Source organism: Mesorhizobium jarvisii (assembly GCF_003601985.1).
GTDB lineage: Bacteria > Pseudomonadota > Alphaproteobacteria > Rhizobiales > Rhizobiaceae > Mesorhizobium > Mesorhizobium jarvisii.
In genome coordinates this window covers 325295-341786 of sequence record NZ_QZXA01000007.1, presented here as the reverse complement: position 1 = coordinate 341786, position 16492 = coordinate 325295, and the positions used below count along the sequence as shown (strand labels likewise).

The following is a 16492-nucleotide window of genomic DNA, read 5'->3' as shown; positions in this document are numbered from 1 at the left end:
CTCAGTCCCCGGCGACGAAAAATGTCCATTGCCCGGCAGGCGTGATGCCGACGCGATAGAAGATATAAGCGCCGAACTGCTTCATGTCGTCGAAATCGCCGGCGGTGACGATCTTGAACAGCTCGACCCGCTGCTTGGCGTCGAGCTTGTCCAGCGGCAGCGCGAAGAAATACGGCCAGACATAGAGTTCCTGCGCTGTTCCGGCGTCGACATGGACATAGCCGGCGCTGAGCACTTCCTCCAGTATGGCCAGGATCTCCTGGCCGTCAGGGTCGCCGGACAGCCCTTTGAGGAAGGCAATGGCGTCGCCGTCGATGTCGGCCAGTGACAGCTGGGTCATGCTGTCGCCCTTGCCGATCAGGGGCCGGAGCTTTTCGATGTCGCCGCTCTTGCAGGCCTCGATGATCAGATCATGCATGCGCCGCACGGGCTCGGGCAGCTTGCCAAGGTCGTAGACGACTTCAGGCAAGGGCGCCTCGGGATCGACACGCGGCCTGTTGCTGCCGCCATCCGCTGGACTGTCGGGCTCTGCCGCGTCCGGAGCGGCAGGCTGCTGGCCGGTCGAAGGCGGCGTTCCCACCGGGTCGGGCATGGGAATCGCGCCGCCGGGCGACGAGACGTCATCATCCGCTGACGGGGTGACAGGTGAGGGAAGGTCTTCGCGTTGGATCTCGCTCAGCGCATAGGCCGGGCTGCTTGCCAGGCACGTCACAAAGGCAATCGCGGCACAGCAAGCGGCGAGACGGATGTAGAGGACCAAGCCCTTCGGCCTGCCTGACATCGGAAAATTCACTGCCCGTATCTCCTTGGCTCCCGGGCATGATGCCCAAACGGCACTCGATCGTCAAAGAACCGGATGTCGGTTCAGTGCCGCAGCCGCTCGGGTTCGAAGGCGCCAGCAATCACCTTTTCACGCATGCGGTCGAGCAGGGCAAGGGCCGATGTCTCGCCGTTGGCGCGCAGCATTTCACCGAACGCGGTCTCAAGCGCCGCCTCGGCAATGATCTCGGGCTCGATGCCGGCCGAAAGGCCCTCGGCCCAGGCTTCGCTGTGGCTTTCCACCGCCGTCAGGCGTTTTTCTTCCCTGACCAGCGCATCGATGTCGTTGACACCATGTTCCATAGCGATGTCCACCCTTTCAAGCTGCGATCCATCAGTGCGGATCAGGCTTGATCTGTTCCGTTTACACGCAGCCCTAAGTAAGTATCTGTAAATACGACATTTTTTTGATCGTCTTTACAGCAGACGGCTGTGTTTGGCGAAGCTGCGTTTCAACCCGGATCAAACTTAGCCGATTAGGCCTGCCTGCGGGGTGAAAACCTTCAGTTTGAGTTAATTTCGCATTCTTGCGGTAACGTTTGATTAACGCTGTTGCAGAAGTACAACATCAGGATTGCACCAAGACACAGACCGCTACAAGCCAGATTTGTCTGATAGGACCGGCGACGGCTCGGATATCTGTTGATGGACGCCTAATTGCCATAGCGCGAGGCGATATCGCGCGACAGCGTCTCGCCTTCCTTCATGTAACGGCTAATGGCTTCCGTGGCTGAAGCGGTGCACTGCGTATAGGTGCCGCCGAAGGAACGATAGCCGCGATTGAAGCTGGCGATGAAGCGGGCGCGACGCTCCGGATCCGGATTTTCCGATTCGAGCAGTTTTTCCATTTCGCCACGCCACTGGTCGCCCTTCTCGCCGCACAGATTGCGCAGGAAATGCAGCGACCCCAGCACCTCCGCCAACCGCATCAGCCCCGGCTCGAACGGCGACTCGACGCTGAACGCCGGCCGCACGGCCACGGCCGTACTGACGGCAAGGCATAAAGCGACAAGAAAACGAGCACGGCTCATAAGTCTATGTGACCAAACAATTTGTCGCCTGCAAGGCGTTTCCGGCCCGGCGGTTGGGGAATTCAGCGGCTTTCAGGGGGAACCAGCAAGTCGGCCAAGCAGATCTTCCGCCACCGCGAACACCGAGCCGGCAAGCGGCAGCGCCGCCATCTCGCGGAGTGTGTAGAAGGCTGCTGTCTCGGCATCGTCGCTCGCCACGGCCTCGCCGCCGGCATAGGCGGCGCCGAAGACCGTGAGGCGGTAATCGACCGGGTGAGAATCGTCCCTGCCGTCGATATGAATTACCCGAAGCGGGCGAAAACCGGTGGCACGCAAACCGGTCTCTTCGTGCAACTCGCGCTTGGCGGCATCCTCCAGCGTCTCGCCGGCCTCGGCCTTGCCGCCGGGAAAGGCATAGAGACCCTGCGAAGGTTGCCGCGCCCGCTTGACCAAGAGCACGGTGTCGCCACGCACCACGGCTACCGAGACCGCCGGCAGTATCTTTCGTGTATCGCTCATGGCTTCCCAACCGTTCGACCGCCGCAGCCCGCTGTGGACGGGTCAGCGCCGGACAGCTTTAGCGGTTGCAGTGCAGCTGTTCCATCGCCACTTTCTGGAACCATTCGAAGGCAGGAGCAATCGATCATGTGCGGACGTTTTGCCTTGGCCGCCACACCGAATCAGACCGCCGCCTTTCTCGGCCTGGCCGAGCTGGAGGATTTCCCGGCGCGCTACAACATCGCGCCGACGCAACCCGTGCTGATGGCGACCGCCGGCGCGCCGCGTGCACCGGGCTCCAATTTGCCGGATCGGCAACCGATGCTGGTGCGCTGGGGCCTCATTCCCACCTGGGTCAAGGACACAAGGGAGTTTCCGCTGCTGTTCAACGCGCGCTCGGAAGGCGCAATCGAAAAGGCCTCGTTCAAGGCCGCCATGCGTCATCGCCGCGCGCTGGTGCCGGCGTCTGGCTTCTACGAATGGCGGCAGAGCGGGGGCAAGAAGGGGCAACCCTACTGGATTCGGCCCAGGCATGGCGGCCTGGTCGCCTTTGCCGGCCTGATCGAGACCTATGCCGAGCCTGGGGGCTCGGAAATGGACACCGGCGCCATCCTGACGGTCAATGCCAATGCCGACATCGCTCATATCCACGACCGGATGCCGGTGGTGATCGATCCCGGGGATTTCGCCCGCTGGCTGGATTGCCGCACGTTGGAGCCGCGCGATGTTGCCGACCTGCTGCGGCCGGCGCAGCCCGATTTCTTCGAGGCTATCCCTGTCTCCGACCTCGTCAACAAGGTCGCCAACACCGGCCCGGAGATTCAGCAGAGGGGCGAGGTCGGGCCGGAGCCCGAGAAGACCAGGCGCCAGAAGCCTGGCGCGGACGACAGTCAGATGACATTGTTCTAAGGGATACCGCTATTTCGAGGCGTATGTGAGCGCCTCATGCCCGGCGCCTTTGGCGCCGGCCGCACACTGCTTCAGGCAGCGCGGGGTGATACGATCTTCGGCGCCGGCTTCTTTTTCTTCGCGGTATGAAGAAGGGCGGCGACGATCGCGGCCGGGCCGATGGCGCGATAGTGGCTGGCCAGCGCCGGTTGCTTGGCGCGGTTGGCTTCCTGCTTGCTTCGAGGCATGTTTCTCTTCCCAGGTAACGTTTTCGTGTTCGCGTTTGACCGTTGAATCCGACCAAATCGTGACGTTTGGTGATCTAGCCGGCGAATGTTTCATGACTGTGCCGACATGTTTAATAAAATGTTTCACTGCCTGATTCCGCGTGATCGTGCGACGCGTTTGCCAATCTTTACGGCGTTTTTCTTGGAAGCAGCGGCTTGACGGCAACACTGACCAAGGCGATAAAGCCGCCCATGAAAACGTCTTTCGCCATTTGTGGCATTTGCATTATTGGCTAGCCTCGCGCTGGTCCGGACGTTTTCGCCTCATCTTTCCCCAGATTGGACAAACGCCCCGGCCAGCAGGCTGGAGTCTGATTTGCGCCTCGGCGCGGGACTGGCTCCATCCAGATAAAAAGTTCTGAACCGGGAAGGCATGGAATGTCCGACGCATCGCAGGGCCTGCGCCTCTACAACACGCTGACGCGAACGAAGGAGAATTTCGTTCCGATCGATGCGCTTAATGTGCGCATGTATGTCTGCGGCCCGACCGTCTACGACTTCGCCCATATCGGCAATGCCAGGCCGGTTATCGTCTTCGACGTGCTGTTTCGCCTGCTGCGCCATCTCTATGGGCAGGCGCATGTCACCTATGTGCGCAACATCACCGACGTCGACGACAAGATCAACGCGCGTGCACTGCGCGATTTCGGCAGCGAGATATCGGCCGGAAAGCTGTCGCTCAACGAAGCCATCCGGCGGGTGACCGAAAAGACCGCCGACCAGTTCCACAGGGATGTCGCCACGCTTGGCTGCCTGGAGCCAACGGTTGAACCGCGCGCCACCGAATTCGTCGAGCCCCGCGCCGATGGCAAGGCCGACATGATCACCTTGATTCAAAGCCTGATCAAACGGGGCCATGCCTATGTCGCGGCAGGTGAAGTTCTGTTCGACACGGCGTCGATGCCGGACTACGGCCAATTGTCGAAGCGCAATCTCGACGAGCAGCAGGCCGGCGCCCGCGTCGCCGTCGATGCCCACAAGAAGAACCCCGGCGATTTCGTGCTGTGGAAGCTGTCCTCACCGGAAGAGCCGGGCTGGCAGAGCCCATGGGGCAGGGGTCGGCCCGGCTGGCACATCGAATGCTCGGCGATGTCGGCGGCTTATCTCGGCGAGGTGTTCGACATCCATGGCGGCGGCCTCGATCTCATCTTCCCGCATCATGAGAACGAGATCGCCCAGTCGCGCTGCGCCCACGGCACGTCAGTCATGGCCAATGTCTGGATGCACAACGGCTTCCTGCAGGTCGAGGGGCAGAAGATGTCGAAGAGCCTCGGCAATTTCTACTCGATCCACGAACTGCTGGAGACGAAGACCTTCGGCGGCCGCAACTGGCCGGGCGAGGTGCTGCGGCTGGCGATGCTGATGACGCACTACCGCGAGCCGATCGACTTTTCCGTGCGCAAGCTGGAGGAGGCGGAGAACACGCTGCGCAAATGGAAACGCGCCGCGGATCTGGCGCCTGCGGCAGGGCAGTTGCCGGTGGAGGTCATCAGTGCCTTGTCGGACGATCTCGCCACCTATACCGCCTTCCAGGTGCTGACGCAGTTGGCCGGCGAGGCCGCGGAAGGCAACGAAGCCGCCGCCGCTCTGAAGGCGTCACTGCTGTTCCTCGGCTTCGATGTCGCCTCGGCAAAGGTCGACGAGGACAAGATTGCCAAGGCAATCGCCAATCGCCTCGCTCTCATCGCCGCCAAGAACTGGGCCGAAGCCGACCGCATCCGCGACGAGCTTTTGGCGCAGGGTGTACAGTTGAAGGACGGCAAGGATCCGGCCACCGGCGAACGTGTGACGACTTGGGAGGTCAAGCGGTGAGGGTAGCGCCAAGCACCTTTGCAAGTTTGGCGGAGGCGCCGGTGACAGCCGATCTCCCCCCTTGCGGGGGAGATGTCCGGCAGGACAGAGGGGGGTGTGAAGGAACGCCAACGTTTCCGTTTGTCCCCCCTTATTCCAATCACTTCTTGAGAAGGCAGCGGTCGCAAGCTGACAGGCCGGCGGGACAGCACCCCCCTCTGCCCTGCCGGGCATCTCCCCCGCAAGGGGGGAGATCAGCCCTCGTGGCCGATTTCGCTAGTTGCCGGCGAAGGAGTGTTTGATGGGGCACGACCTCGTTCCATCCCGTCAGCGAAGAAACGCCAAATCCATGCATCGCGTCATGACCGATGCAGAGTTGAAACTCTGGAACGAGTTACGTGCTCACCGGCTGATGGAGATGAGCTTTCGGCGGCAAGTGCCGATTGGGCCCTATATCGTGGACTTTGCGTGTTCGGCTCATCGCCTCATTGTCGAGGTCGATGGCAGCCAGCATGCTGACGCGGAACATCTCCAGTACGACGAGGCGCGAAGCGTCTATCTGAAGGCCAGCGGCTGGACCATCCTGCGTTTTTGGAACGACGACGTCATTCGCGATATCGACAATGTCTGCCAGCACATCGTGATCGAGGCCGGTTTGGCCGGTGCCGAAGTGCCAGCACGTGAGCCAGCAAGGGAGGCATTTCCATGATCGACCATCTCGGCATCGATGTTGCCGACTTCGAGGCTTCGAAGGCTTTCTTCGACAAGGCGATGGCGCCGCTTGGCGCTTCGCTGCTCTATATGGTGCCGCTGGAATACACCGGCGGTGCCAAGGTCGGTGGCTATGGCCGTGATCGGCCCGTGTTCTGGCTGCAGGAAGGCAAGGGTGGTCAAAAGGCCCATCAACACGTTGCCTTCACCGCGCGCAGTCGCGCCGAGGTCGATGCCTTCCATGCCGCGGCCCTGGCAGCCGGCGGCAAGGACAATGGCGCGCCGGGCCTGCGCCCGCACTATCATCCGAACTATTATGGCGCCTTCGTCTTCGACCCCGACGGCAACAATGTCGAGGCCGTCTGCCATGAGCCGGAGTGAGCCATGAGCCTTGACAACCGGCCGGTCTACACAGGCGGCTGCCAATGCGGCGCGGTGCGCTTCCGCGTCGAAGGCACGCTTGGCGACGCCTCGATCTGCCACTGCCGCATGTGCCAGAAGGCGAGCGGCAATTTCTACCTGCCGTTGGTCTCGGTGCGCGGCGCCAGGGTTGACTGGACGCGCGGCGAGCCCAAGCGCTTTCGTTCCTCCAATGCTGCCTGGCGCGGCTTCTGCGCCGAATGCGGCACGCCGCTGACCTTCGAGGCGCCCGACGGCATGGCGCTGGCGATCGCCGCCTTCGACGATCCGGCTGACATCGCGCCGACCATCCAGTGGGGCACCGAGGCAAAACTGCCTTATGTGGATTCGATCCCGCAACTGCCGGGCGAGGATACGATGGCGGACATGGGTTCGGCTCCCTATCTCGCCGAGCTTGTGTCCTATCAGCATCCCGATCACGACACCGACCAATGGCCGCCGGAGGAAAGACCATGACCGAGACTGTCCGAACCGGCGGTTGCCAGTGCGGCGCCGTGCGCTTCCGCGTCAAGGGGGCGCTTGGGCGCCCGTCCATCTGCCATTGCCGCATGTGCCAGAAACAGTTCGGCTCGTTCTTCGGCGCGCTGGTGACGGCGCCCAGGGACGGTATCGAATGGACCCATGAGGAACCGAGCTATTTCCAGTCTTCGGTCAACATCGATCGCGGCTTCTGCGCCCGTTGCGGCACGCCGCTGACCTACCGCCAGCCCGGCGGGCTGGAGATCGCCATCGGCGCCTTCGACGACCGCTCGGACCTGGCGCCGCAAATTCAGGTCAATTACGCGTCCCGGCTGCCCTGGGTGGAAAAAATCTTCGAGGCGCCGGTTCATGACGATCCCGACTTTTACGCAAGGCAGGAGCAGATCATCTCCTTCCAGCATCCCGATCACGAAACGGCCAACTGGCCGCAACAGGGCCTGAAACTATGAGCTTGCGCACCCTCTACCCGGAGATCGAACCGTTCGACAGCGGCATGCTCGATGTCGGCGATGGCCATGAGGTCTATTGGGAGCGTTCCGGCACCAAGGGCGCCAAACCGGCCGTGTTCCTGCATGGCGGACCTGGCGGCACCATCTCGCCCAAACACCGGCGGCTGTTCGACCCAAAACTCTACGACGTCATCCTGTTCGATCAGCGCGGCTGCGGAAAGTCGACGCCGAACGCCTCGCTGGAGGCCAACACCACATGGCATCTCGTCGCCGACATCGAGCGGCTGCGCGAAATGGCCGGCTTCGACACATGGCTGGTGTTCGGCGGCTCCTGGGGCTCGACGCTGGCGCTCGCCTATGCCGAGACGCATCCCGATCGTGTCAGCGAACTCGTGGTGCGCGGCATTTACACGCTGACCCGCGCCGAGCTCGAATGGTACTATCAGTTCGGCGTCTCCGAGATGTTTCCCGACAAGTGGGAGCGTTTCGTGGCGCCGATCCCCGAGGCTGAGCGCGGCGACATGATGGCCGCCTACCGCAAGCGGCTGGTCGGCTCGGACCGCAAGGCGCAGCTGGAAGCAGCCCGCGCGTGGAGCCTGTGGGAAGGCGAAACCATCACGCTGCTGCCCGAGCCGGAAACCAGCGACAAGTTTGGCGAGGACGACTATGCCATCGCCTTCGCCCGCATCGAGAACCATTATTTCGTCCATGCCGGCTGGCTCGACGAGGGGCAGCTGCTGCGCGATGCCTGGAAGCTCAAGGATATCCCCGGCACCATCGTCCATGGCCGTTACGACATGCCGTGTCCGGCGCGTTATGCCTGGGCGCTGCACAAGGTCTGGCCGAAGGCCGACTTCCACCTGATCGAGGGCGCCGGCCATGCCTATTCGGAGCCGGGCATCCTCGATCGGCTGATCCGCGCGACGGACAAATTTGCAGGCAAATGACCATGACCCGCGAGCGTCTCTATCTCTTCGACACCACATTGCGCGATGGCCAGCAGACGCCGGGCATCGACTTTTCCGTCGAGGACAAGATCGCGATTGCAAAACTGCTCGACGATTTCGGCATGGACTATGTCGAGGGCGGCTATCCTGGCGCCAATCCGACCGACACGGCGTTCTTTCAGCAGAAACGCACGGCAAGCGCCAAATTCGTTGCCTTCGGCATGACCAAGCGGGCAGGGGTGTCGGCATCCAACGACCCCGGCCTTGCAGCGCTTGTGCAATCGAAATCCGACGCCATCTGCTTCGTCGCCAAGAGCTGGGACTATCATGTCCGCGTAGCGCTCGGCTGCACCAACGAGGAGAATCTGGAGTCGATCAAGACTTCGGTCGAAACCGCTGTGGCTTCGGGCAAGGAGGCGATGGTCGATTGCGAGCACTTCTTCGACGGCTTCAAGGCCAATCCGGACTATGCGCTGGCCTGCGCCAGGACGGCCTACGATGCCGGCGCACGCTGGGTGGTGTTGTGCGACACCAATGGCGGCACGCAGCCTTCGGAAGTGCGTACCATCGTCGCCAAGGTCATCGCATCAGGCATTCCCGGTGATCATCTGGGCATCCACGCCCATGACGACACGGGCCAGGCGGTCGCCAATTCGCTGGCCGCGGTCGAGGCCGGTGTGCGCCAGATCCAGGGCACGCTGAATGGCATAGGCGAGCGCTGCGGCAACGCCAATCTGATCTCGATCGTGCCGACGGTGGCGCTGAAGCCGGCCTTCGCGGATCGCTTTGTATCAGGCATTTCGGCCGAAGCGCTGACCGGCATTTCGCGTCTGTCGCGCGCATTCGATGAGTTGCTGAACCGCGCGCCGGAAGCCCAGGCGCCCTATGTCGGCGCCTCGGCTTTCGCCACCAAGGCCGGCATCCATGCCTCCGCCCTGGCCAAGGAACCGGCGACCTATGAGCATGTGCCGCCCGAATCCGTCGGCAACCGCCGCCGCGTCATGGTCTCCGACCAGGGCGGCAAGGCCAATTTCCTCGCCGAGCTGAAGCGGCGCGGCATCGAGGTGCCCAGGGACGATCACCGGCTCGACGCGCTGATATCAGTCGTCAAGGAGCGCGAGGCCGAGGGCTACGCCTATGAGGGCGCCGACGCATCCTTCGAGCTCCTGGCGCGCAAGATGCTGCACGGCCTGCCGGAGTTCTTCAATGTCACCTCATTCCGCTGCATGGTCGAGCGCCGCTTCGACGCGAATGGCCAGCTGAAGACGGTCTCCGAGGCGATCGTGAAGGTCGAGGTCGACGGCGAGGAGAAGATGTCGGTGGCGGAAGGCCATGGTCCGGTCAACGCGCTCGACATCGCGCTGCGCAAGGATCTCGGCAAATATCAGAGCGAGATCGTCGACCTCGAACTCGCCGACTTCAAGGTGCGTATCCTCAATGGCGGCACCGAGGCCATCACCCGCGTCCTGATCGAATCGCATGATGGCACCGGCGCGCGCTGGTGGACCGTCGGGGTTTCCGAAAACATCATCGACGCCTCGTTCCAGGCGCTGATGGATTCGATCATCTACAAGCTGATGAAGAACCGCGAGATGGCCGGACTTGTTGCTGCCGAATAAGGTTGAACCATCAGCGGAAGTCCATTGATCCATCAGAACTTTGTGATGGTCTTGCCAAGGTTACTGGGCCATAGGGTTGGGCCATGGTCACTGAAGCAATTGCCCTGGACGCAGAGTCAAAGGCCCGTCGCGGCTTCCTGCTGGCGCTGGGCGCCTATCTCTTGTGGGGTGTGCTGCCTTTCTACATGAAAGCGGTGGCGCATCTGCCTCTTGCCGAGGTGATCGCCCACCGCATCGTCTGGTCCGTGCCGATCGCCGCGGCGGTCCTGGTCTGGGCCGGCCGCACGGCGGACTTCAAGGCGGCCATTCGTTCGCCTCGCACCATCGCCATGGCGGCGCTGACGGCGGCGCTGATCTCGGTCAACTGGGGCATCTATGTCTGGGCGATCGCCGTCGATCGCACCGTCGAGACCGCGCTTGGCTATTACATCAACCCGCTGGTGGTGGTCGTGGTCGGAGCCGTGCTGCTGGGCGAAAAGCTCGACCGGTTGCAGATCGCGGCGGTCGCGTTGGCGACGGTTGCCGTCACGGTGCTGACAATCGAGGGCGGCAAGCTGCCCTGGGTGTCGCTGGCGCTGGCGTTTTCCTTCGCCGCCTACGGCTTCTTCCGCAAGACGCTGCCGATCGGGCCAAGCCAGGGCTTTCTGCTCGAAGTGCTTTTGCTGTCCGTGCCGGCTCTTAGCTATATCGTCTACCTGATCGCGACCGGACAGGACCACATCGTGTCGAGCACCGGCACCGACACGGCGCTGCTGATCGGCTGCGGTCCGGTCACGTCGGTGCCGCTGCTTTTGTTCGCGTTCGGCGCCAAGCTTTTGCGCCTCTCCACCATCGGCATCATGCAGTACATCGCGCCGACCATGGTTTTCCTGATCGCGGTTCTGATCTTCGACGAGCCGTTCGGCACGGCACAAGCCATAGCCTTTGCCCTGATCTGGACGGCGCTGGCGATGTATTCCTGGTCGATGCTGGTCAGCGCGCGACGGGCGGCGGCTACATCTGTCCGAGCCGCCTGACGAAGAGATAGGTCACGCCGGCGATCAGCAGCGAGACCGCGGTCACCACCCAGAAACCCATCGGCGTGTCGACCAGGGGCAAACCGCCGACATTCATGCCGAACAGGCCCGAGATGATGGTCATCGGCAACAGCACCGCCGTCATGACGGAGAGAACGTAGAGAAGCTGGTTCGACTGCATGGTCAGTTTCGCCATCAGCTCGTCCTGCAACAACCTCGTGCGTGCCTGCAACTGCTCGCCGTCATTATAGAGGGTGAGTGCCCGGTGCGAGAGTCTGGCCGCCATATCATTGATCAGATCAGGCAGCTCGTCGCGATGCGAATGGTCGAGATGCCGGAACAGGTTGGTGAGCGTCGCCATCTGCCGGTGAATCACCACCAGTTGCCGGCGCGCCTCGACCAGCGCCTGGCGTTCATTGTGCCATGCATCGCGCACGACGCGGTCCTCTATGCCGTCAAGCGCATCGCCAAGCTTGCCGAGTTCACCCGACATGCCATCGAGCGACTGGCCCATGACCGCCTCGATCAGGTCCGACGGCGAGCGGAATTTCCGCGATCCATTCTCCACCGCCTTGCGGATGGCGTCGACCGACTCCAGCGGCTGTTTGCGGGCGCCGATCAGCATCGTGTCGTTGAAAGCGAAGCGGAAATGGACGAGCCCGCGCGCCTCCGAGAAATCGTGCTTGAGGTCCGGCAGATCGCCATAGAGCCAACCATCCTCATAATCGATGTGGCAGCCATGGCTGGGGGCGAGGAATGCGTCACGCGCCCGGGCCGGCAGGGCCTGCTCGGCGCCGATCTCCTGGCGCGCGTGGAGGTCGGTGATCTGGTAGCTGCGCCAGGTCCAGTGGGCTTGCGCGGGATCCTTGGTGCGCACGCCTTCAGCGGTGAAATGGTAGATGAAGAACAGCCCGTGCTCATCGGGCAAATAGGGCGAAAGGTCGGTGCCTTCGGCGGGGAGGGCGATGTTCACTGTCGCTTCTCCAGATGGTCCAAGCAACGAACCGCGCAACCGGCTCACTGCAAGGTCTTAGCATGCGGGAAGCCGGTTTCGTGTGACAGTTTCTTGACAGTCGATCACAGTGTGTCGAGCAGGGAAGCGCGATGGCGGCACCTTCACCGCCACCGCATTGCGATTGGGGGTAACTCAGCGCTTCGGCCCAAACCCGGGATAGGGGTTGAGGGGCACGATCGCGGTGACGTCCATCATGCCGGCCTTGATCAGCGGCAAGGTGGCGAGGTAGCCGCGCACTTCGGTGTCGTCGGCCGCCTCGAACATCATGCCGCTGCCGGGGATGTCGCCACGGTTCCAGACCTGGCGCACGGCACCTTCGGCGTAGAGCGTGCGGCGCTGTTCGGCTTCGCCGGGCAGAAGCGGTGCAAAGTCAGCGTCACTGAACTTTGCGGTGTTGCGGGTGAGAAGGGCGAAGAACTGCATGTGGGTCTCCTTTGGTTGGTGGCCGACTATCCCTGCGGCTGGTCAGACTGTCCAAGACTGATTAGGATAGAGTTCAGACCTGAAAGGACTAAATCGTCGGAGAAAAAGTGTTCGACCTGCGCCAGCTCCGCTACTTCATCACCGTCGCCGAAACCGGCAATGTCGGTCGCGCCGCCGAGATCCTGCACATCTCGCAATCGCCACTCAGCCGGCGGATCATGCAGCTCGAGGAGCAACTGGGCGTCACTCTGTTCGAACGGGCAAAGCAGCGGGTTCATCTCAACGCCGAGGGCCGAGCCTTCCTCGCCGAGGCCCGCGCTCTGATTGCCAATGCGCGGCGCGTGGAGGAGTTCGGCCGCAGCCTTGCCAGCGGCGCGGTCGGCCGTCTCGCCATCGGCTATGTCGAGGGCGCAGTGCATGCCAGGCTGGTCGCCGATATGCTCAGGCAATTCCGCCGCGAGCGGCCGCAATTGCATCTCAGCCTGATGAGCCTGCGCTCTGCCGCGCAACTGGAAGGGCTGCGCCAGCGCACGCTCGATCTCGGCCTGGTCTATTCACCGCCGCCGGCCGACTATCCTGAAATTGCCTCGATGCTGGTCCGCCGCGAGCCGCTGGTGCTGGCGATACCCGAGGGCGATGCGCTTACGGATGTCGCCGACATCGGCCCGCATCATCTCGACGGACGCCCGTGGATCACGGTGGTGCGCCAGCCCGCCGACACCAACCGCGGCCAGTTCCTGGCCGCTTGCATCGAGGCCGGCTTCGTGCCCGACATCGCCTATGAGACCGCCGATCCCTTGACCTCGCTCGGCCTGGTCAGCGCCGGACTGGGCCTGGCGACGGTGCAGGAAAGCCTGCGAAGCGCCGCGCCGCCGGGAATAGTCTTCCGCGACCTTCCCTGGTTCAAGCGCAGCGTGGCGATTTACCTCGCCTGGCGCCGGCAGGATGAGCGCCCGGTGATTGGGGATTTGCGGAAGGCAGTAGGCAGTAGGCAGTAGGCAGTAGGCAGGCCCTATTCCCCACTGCCTATTCCCTACATCTTGTCTATCACCGACTGCACACCCTCGGTCGGGGCGTCGACGGAGGAGCCTGCCACCATGATGGCGGCGACGATGGCCTCCGGATCGTTGACGACCAGCGGCTTGACCCGTTGCGCGGTGTGGATGAAGCCCTCTGCCGTCATGTGATCAAGCAACGCCGTCATCGGGTCCCAGAATCCGTTGATATTGGCGAAGACGATCGGCTTGCGGTGATGGCCGAGTTGCGCCCAGGTCATGATCTCGACGATTTCCTCGACTGTGCCGATGCCGCCAGGCAGCGCCACAAAGGCGTCGGATTTCTCGAACATCTTATGCTTGCGCTCGTGCATGTTGTCGGTGACCAGCAACTCGTCGAGCCGGTCGAGCGCGGTTTCGGTTGCTTCTCTGTTGATCAGGAAGCGGGGAATGATGCCGGTCACCTTGCCGCCGGCCTTGAGCGCGCCTTCTGCGACGGCGCCCATAATGCCTTTGGTGCCGCCGCCATAGATCAGCCGCAGGCCCGCTTTGGCAATCGAGCGTCCAAGCAGGTGCCCGGCCTTGGCATAGATTTCATTGCGGCCCGGAGACGAGCCGCAATAGACGCAGACGGATCGAATCGTGTTCATGCTGATGATTGGTGATTGGGTCTGAAAGCGTGGTCAAGCCCTAAGGGTTGACAAGCTGAGCTTTTTCTTGACTGCCCGTTTTTCTTGTCGGCATTGGCAAAACACGCTAGACCGGCATTAGGTGGCTAAGGGGTAGGGAAATATGGCAATTAATCCATTGAAGGCGTTCCTGTTCGCGGCGGGTGGGACCGTCGCGGCCGCGGGAACTGCCTACATATCGGGCGCACTCGACCCGTATCTTCATCCAACGCCGCCGGCGAAGGTCGCGGCCTCGACGCCGCCCGAGGCGCCGAAACCGGCTGATACCGGCACGGAAGGGCGACTGCCGGCGCCGGCTGTGCCGGCCGCTCCCGCCGCGGCGCCTCAGGCGACTGCTCCAGCCGCGCCCGCGACAGAGGCTACAGCTCCGGCAGCGCCTGCACCGGCCGCACCCGCAGCGGCCGGCCCGACCGCGCCGACTTTCGATGTCGTGCGCGTCGAGGGCAATGGCTCGATCGTCATTGCCGGCAATGCAGCGCCCAATTCAAAGGTCGAGATCCTGAGCGGCACGACGGTGCTTGGCTCGACTATGGCGGGTCCCGATGGCGCCTTTGTCATCGTGCTCGACGATCCGCTGAAGCCTGGCGACTATACGATTACCCTGCATTCGACCGTCGGCACGGTCGTAACCGTCTCGGTGCAGACCGCTGTCGTTTCGGTTCCCAAGAATGCCGCCGGCCAGGTGCTGGCCATGGTCGAGGAGCCGGGCAAGCCGGCCGAACTGCTGACGGTTCCCGCGCCCGAGACCAAACCGGCAGCACCTGCCACCGGCGACCAGGCTGCCGCTCCGGCTGCACCGGCGCCAGCTCCGGCCGCTCAAGCGCCCGCAACTGCCGCTCCGGCGCCCGCCGCGCCGGCGACACCGCCCGCCGCCGTGGCCGGACCCAAGATCGTCGTCGAGGCGGTCGAGATCGACGGCAACAAGATCTTCGTCGCCGGTCTCGCCGATCCGGGCCGCAAGGTGCGCGCCTATGCCAACGACATCCTGCTCGGTGACGCGCTGACATCGCCGGACGGTCATTTCCTCATCGAAGCGACGCGCGACATTCCAGTCGGCAGCTACACCATCCATGTCGACGGCCTCGATGCCGACGGCGTAAAGGTCGTGGCCCGCGCCGCGGTGCCGTTCGAGCGCGAGCCGGGCGAAGCGGTTGCCGCCGTGGCGCCTGCCGGGACCAAGCCGGCGGATGCCAAGCCAGCTGAGACCAAGCCAGCCGCACCGGCAGCCGCCGAAGCACCTGCCGCACCGGCAGCGCCCGCTGCGGAGGCTCCGGCCGTTGTCGCTGCCACCACGCCGCCAAGCGACGTGCCGGAGGCCGTAGCGCCCAAGCTCGAACATGCCGACGGCGCCGTGATTATCCGCCGCAACGACACGCTGTGGCGGATTTCGCGACGCGTCTACGGCCACGGCGTGCGCTATTCCACCATCTATCTCGCCAACCAGGACCAGATCAGGGATCCCGACCACATCTGGCCCGGCCAGGTGTTCAAGGTCCCGGAAAAGTCCAAGGAAGGCGAAGCCGCCGACCTCAAGGCAATGGGCGAGCAGGCGACGACGGCGCCGACTAAGAAGCAGTAGGAGCCCGCATCGATCAGCTGACATCGCCTGCTTGGTTGGAGTGAAGCGCGAAACCGTTTGCCCCGGGATCGCCCAGTTCAGGGCGGAGATTCATGCTCGGAATGAGATAATCTCCGCCATTTTGCCGACGGTATGGGATGGGCGCCGTCGTCGCCAGCGTCCGCATCCTCTCACGCAGCCGTTCAGCCACGGGTTCGAAGCCGGTCTCGTCGAGACGATCGACCTGGTAGACGACGAACGGCGGAAGTACGTCGTATCCGGGGTAGTAGAGGATCCCGTGATTGATCGGGAACAGCAGATCGTCGATGGGGCCGTTGATCCCGCGTGGCGCGTAGTGCTCCTCCCAGCCTCCTGCGGTCACCATCAACATGGCGCGTTTCCCGACAAGGGTGCCCTCGCCATAGCGATCGCCCCAGCGCCGATCGCTATGCTCACCAACGCCATAGGCGAATCCATAGGCGACCACACGGTCGACCCAACCCTTGAGGATTGCCGGCATGGCGAACCACCAGAGCGGGAACTGCAGGATCAAGGTGTCGGCCCACAGCAGCTTCTCGATCTCCGCCTTTACATCTGCGGTTAGCGTGTTGGCCTCGAAACCCTTCTTGGAAGCCACGACCGGGATGAGCCGCGCATCGGGTTCCAGCGACGGGAAGTCGGCGCGATCGATTTCGGATTTCCAGCCTTCGGCGTACAGGTCCGATACGCGAACCTCATGCCCTTGAGCCTCGAGTTCCCTGATAGCGACATCACGAAGGGCGCCGCTCAGCGAGCGTGATTCAGGATGGGCGAAGACAAGCAGAACTTTCATGGGTCAGATCCGGTATTGAGGAAACTGACGCAAACGTAGCCAACG

General features: G+C 63.1%; 20 protein-coding genes. 11 read left to right on the top strand and 9 right to left on the bottom strand.

Features of this window, described 5'->3' with window-relative positions; translation table 11 throughout:
• Window position 1: 1 nt before the first annotated feature.
• The 4 genes from D3242_RS19925 to D3242_RS19910 all read right to left on the bottom strand — a co-directional run bounded on the left by D3242_RS19925 (window position 2) and on the right by D3242_RS19910 (window position 2348).
• Complete coding sequence (locus tag D3242_RS19925) at window positions 2-793, bottom strand: hypothetical protein (protein WP_064985005.1); 792 nt, start codon at window positions 791-793, stop codon at window positions 2-4.
• A gap of 71 nt (window positions 794-864) precedes the next feature.
• Window positions 865-1122 (bottom strand): hypothetical protein, encoded by a 258-nt coding sequence (locus D3242_RS19920; RefSeq protein ID WP_008874920.1) that lies wholly within the window; start codon window positions 1120-1122, stop codon window positions 865-867.
• Between the two features lie 350 nt (window positions 1123-1472).
• Window positions 1473-1850 (bottom strand): TIGR02301 family protein, encoded by a 378-nt coding sequence (locus D3242_RS19915; RefSeq protein WP_019857219.1) that lies wholly within the window; start codon window positions 1848-1850, stop codon window positions 1473-1475.
• 72 nt (window positions 1851-1922) lie between these two features.
• Window positions 1923-2348, bottom strand: coding sequence for an NUDIX hydrolase (locus D3242_RS19910; RefSeq protein WP_019857220.1), 426 nt, complete (start codon window positions 2346-2348; stop codon window positions 1923-1925).
• 126 nt (window positions 2349-2474) lie between these two features.
• On the opposite strand from D3242_RS19910, the gene D3242_RS19905 reads away from it, so the two are divergent.
• The gene (locus D3242_RS19905) at window positions 2475-3236 is read left to right on the top strand and encodes an SOS response-associated peptidase (RefSeq protein WP_038645664.1); all 762 of its coding nucleotides are present in this window, start codon (window positions 2475-2477) and stop codon (window positions 3234-3236) included.
• A gap of 71 nt (window positions 3237-3307) precedes the next feature.
• On the opposite strand, the gene D3242_RS19900 is transcribed toward D3242_RS19905, so the two are convergent.
• The gene (locus D3242_RS19900; protein ID WP_019857222.1) at window positions 3308-3463 is read right to left on the bottom strand and encodes a hypothetical protein; all 156 of its coding nucleotides are present in this window, start codon (window positions 3461-3463) and stop codon (window positions 3308-3310) included.
• A 417-nt stretch (window positions 3464-3880) separates the two neighbouring features.
• Between D3242_RS19900 and cysS the strand changes: the two genes are divergently transcribed.
• From cysS to rarD, 8 genes are all read left to right on the top strand, one after another.
• A complete protein-coding gene (cysS, locus tag D3242_RS19895; RefSeq protein ID WP_064985003.1) occupies window positions 3881-5314 on the top strand; it encodes a cysteine--tRNA ligase in 1434 nt (477 codons plus the stop codon).
• 280 nt (window positions 5315-5594) lie between these two features.
• Window positions 5595-6002, top strand: a complete 408-nt coding sequence (locus tag D3242_RS19890) for an endonuclease domain-containing protein (protein ID WP_064985001.1) — start codon at window positions 5595-5597, stop codon at window positions 6000-6002.
• On the top strand, window positions 5999-6385 hold the full coding sequence (locus D3242_RS19885; RefSeq protein WP_038645668.1) for a VOC family protein: 387 nt from the start codon (window positions 5999-6001) through the stop codon (window positions 6383-6385). The genes D3242_RS19890 and D3242_RS19885 overlap by 4 nt, the downstream gene beginning before the upstream one ends.
• A 3-nt stretch (window positions 6386-6388) precedes the next feature.
• Window positions 6389-6880 (top strand): GFA family protein, encoded by a 492-nt coding sequence (locus tag D3242_RS19880; protein ID WP_019857226.1) that lies wholly within the window; start codon window positions 6389-6391, stop codon window positions 6878-6880.
• Entirely contained in the window at window positions 6877-7353 is a 477-nt protein-coding gene (locus D3242_RS19875) for a GFA family protein (protein WP_027046669.1), read from the top strand. The genes D3242_RS19880 and D3242_RS19875 overlap by 4 nt, the downstream gene beginning before the upstream one ends.
• Window positions 7350-8300 carry a prolyl aminopeptidase gene (gene pip / locus D3242_RS19870; RefSeq protein ID WP_019857228.1) on the top strand — a complete coding sequence of 317 codons (951 nt, stop codon included), beginning with the start codon at window positions 7350-7352 and terminating at the stop codon, window positions 8298-8300. The genes D3242_RS19875 and pip overlap by 4 nt, the downstream gene beginning before the upstream one ends.
• Window positions 8297-9919, top strand: a complete 1623-nt coding sequence (cimA, locus tag D3242_RS19865; RefSeq protein WP_171880395.1) for a citramalate synthase — start codon at window positions 8297-8299, stop codon at window positions 9917-9919. Before pip ends, cimA begins: the two co-directional genes overlap by 4 nt.
• Window positions 9920-10002: 83 nt before the next feature.
• Window positions 10003-10935: an EamA family transporter RarD gene (gene rarD, locus D3242_RS19860; protein WP_064985000.1), complete on the top strand. Its 933-nt coding sequence runs from the start codon at window positions 10003-10005 to the stop codon at window positions 10933-10935.
• On the opposite strand, the gene D3242_RS19855 is transcribed toward rarD, so the two are convergent.
• Window positions 10913-11908: a transporter gene (locus tag D3242_RS19855; RefSeq protein ID WP_064984998.1), complete on the bottom strand. Its 996-nt coding sequence runs from the start codon at window positions 11906-11908 to the stop codon at window positions 10913-10915. The two genes, rarD and D3242_RS19855, sit on opposite strands and share 23 nt — an antisense overlap.
• Before the next feature lie 174 nt (window positions 11909-12082).
• A complete protein-coding gene (locus D3242_RS19850; protein WP_019857232.1) occupies window positions 12083-12373 on the bottom strand; it encodes a muconolactone Delta-isomerase family protein in 291 nt (96 codons plus the stop codon).
• 107 nt (window positions 12374-12480) lie between these two features.
• On the opposite strand from D3242_RS19850, the gene D3242_RS19845 reads away from it, so the two are divergent.
• Entirely contained in the window at window positions 12481-13371 is an 891-nt protein-coding gene (locus D3242_RS19845) for a LysR substrate-binding domain-containing protein (RefSeq protein ID WP_019857233.1), read from the top strand.
• Window positions 13372-13406: 35 nt separating this feature from the next.
• On the opposite strand, the gene D3242_RS19840 is transcribed toward D3242_RS19845, so the two are convergent.
• Complete coding sequence (locus tag D3242_RS19840) at window positions 13407-14018, bottom strand: LOG family protein (RefSeq protein WP_019857235.1); 612 nt, start codon at window positions 14016-14018, stop codon at window positions 13407-13409.
• A gap of 142 nt (window positions 14019-14160) precedes the next feature.
• Here D3242_RS19840 and D3242_RS19835 point away from each other — a divergent pair, with 142 nt between their 5' ends.
• Window positions 14161-15636 (top strand): LysM peptidoglycan-binding domain-containing protein, encoded by a 1476-nt coding sequence (locus D3242_RS19835; RefSeq protein WP_064984996.1) that lies wholly within the window; start codon window positions 14161-14163, stop codon window positions 15634-15636.
• 13 nt (window positions 15637-15649) lie between these two features.
• Here the strand turns inward: D3242_RS19835 and D3242_RS19830 are convergent, their stop codons facing one another.
• The gene (locus tag D3242_RS19830) at window positions 15650-16447 is read right to left on the bottom strand and encodes an NAD(P)H-dependent oxidoreductase (RefSeq protein WP_064984994.1); all 798 of its coding nucleotides are present in this window, start codon (window positions 16445-16447) and stop codon (window positions 15650-15652) included.
• Window positions 16448-16492 lie beyond the last annotated feature (45 nt).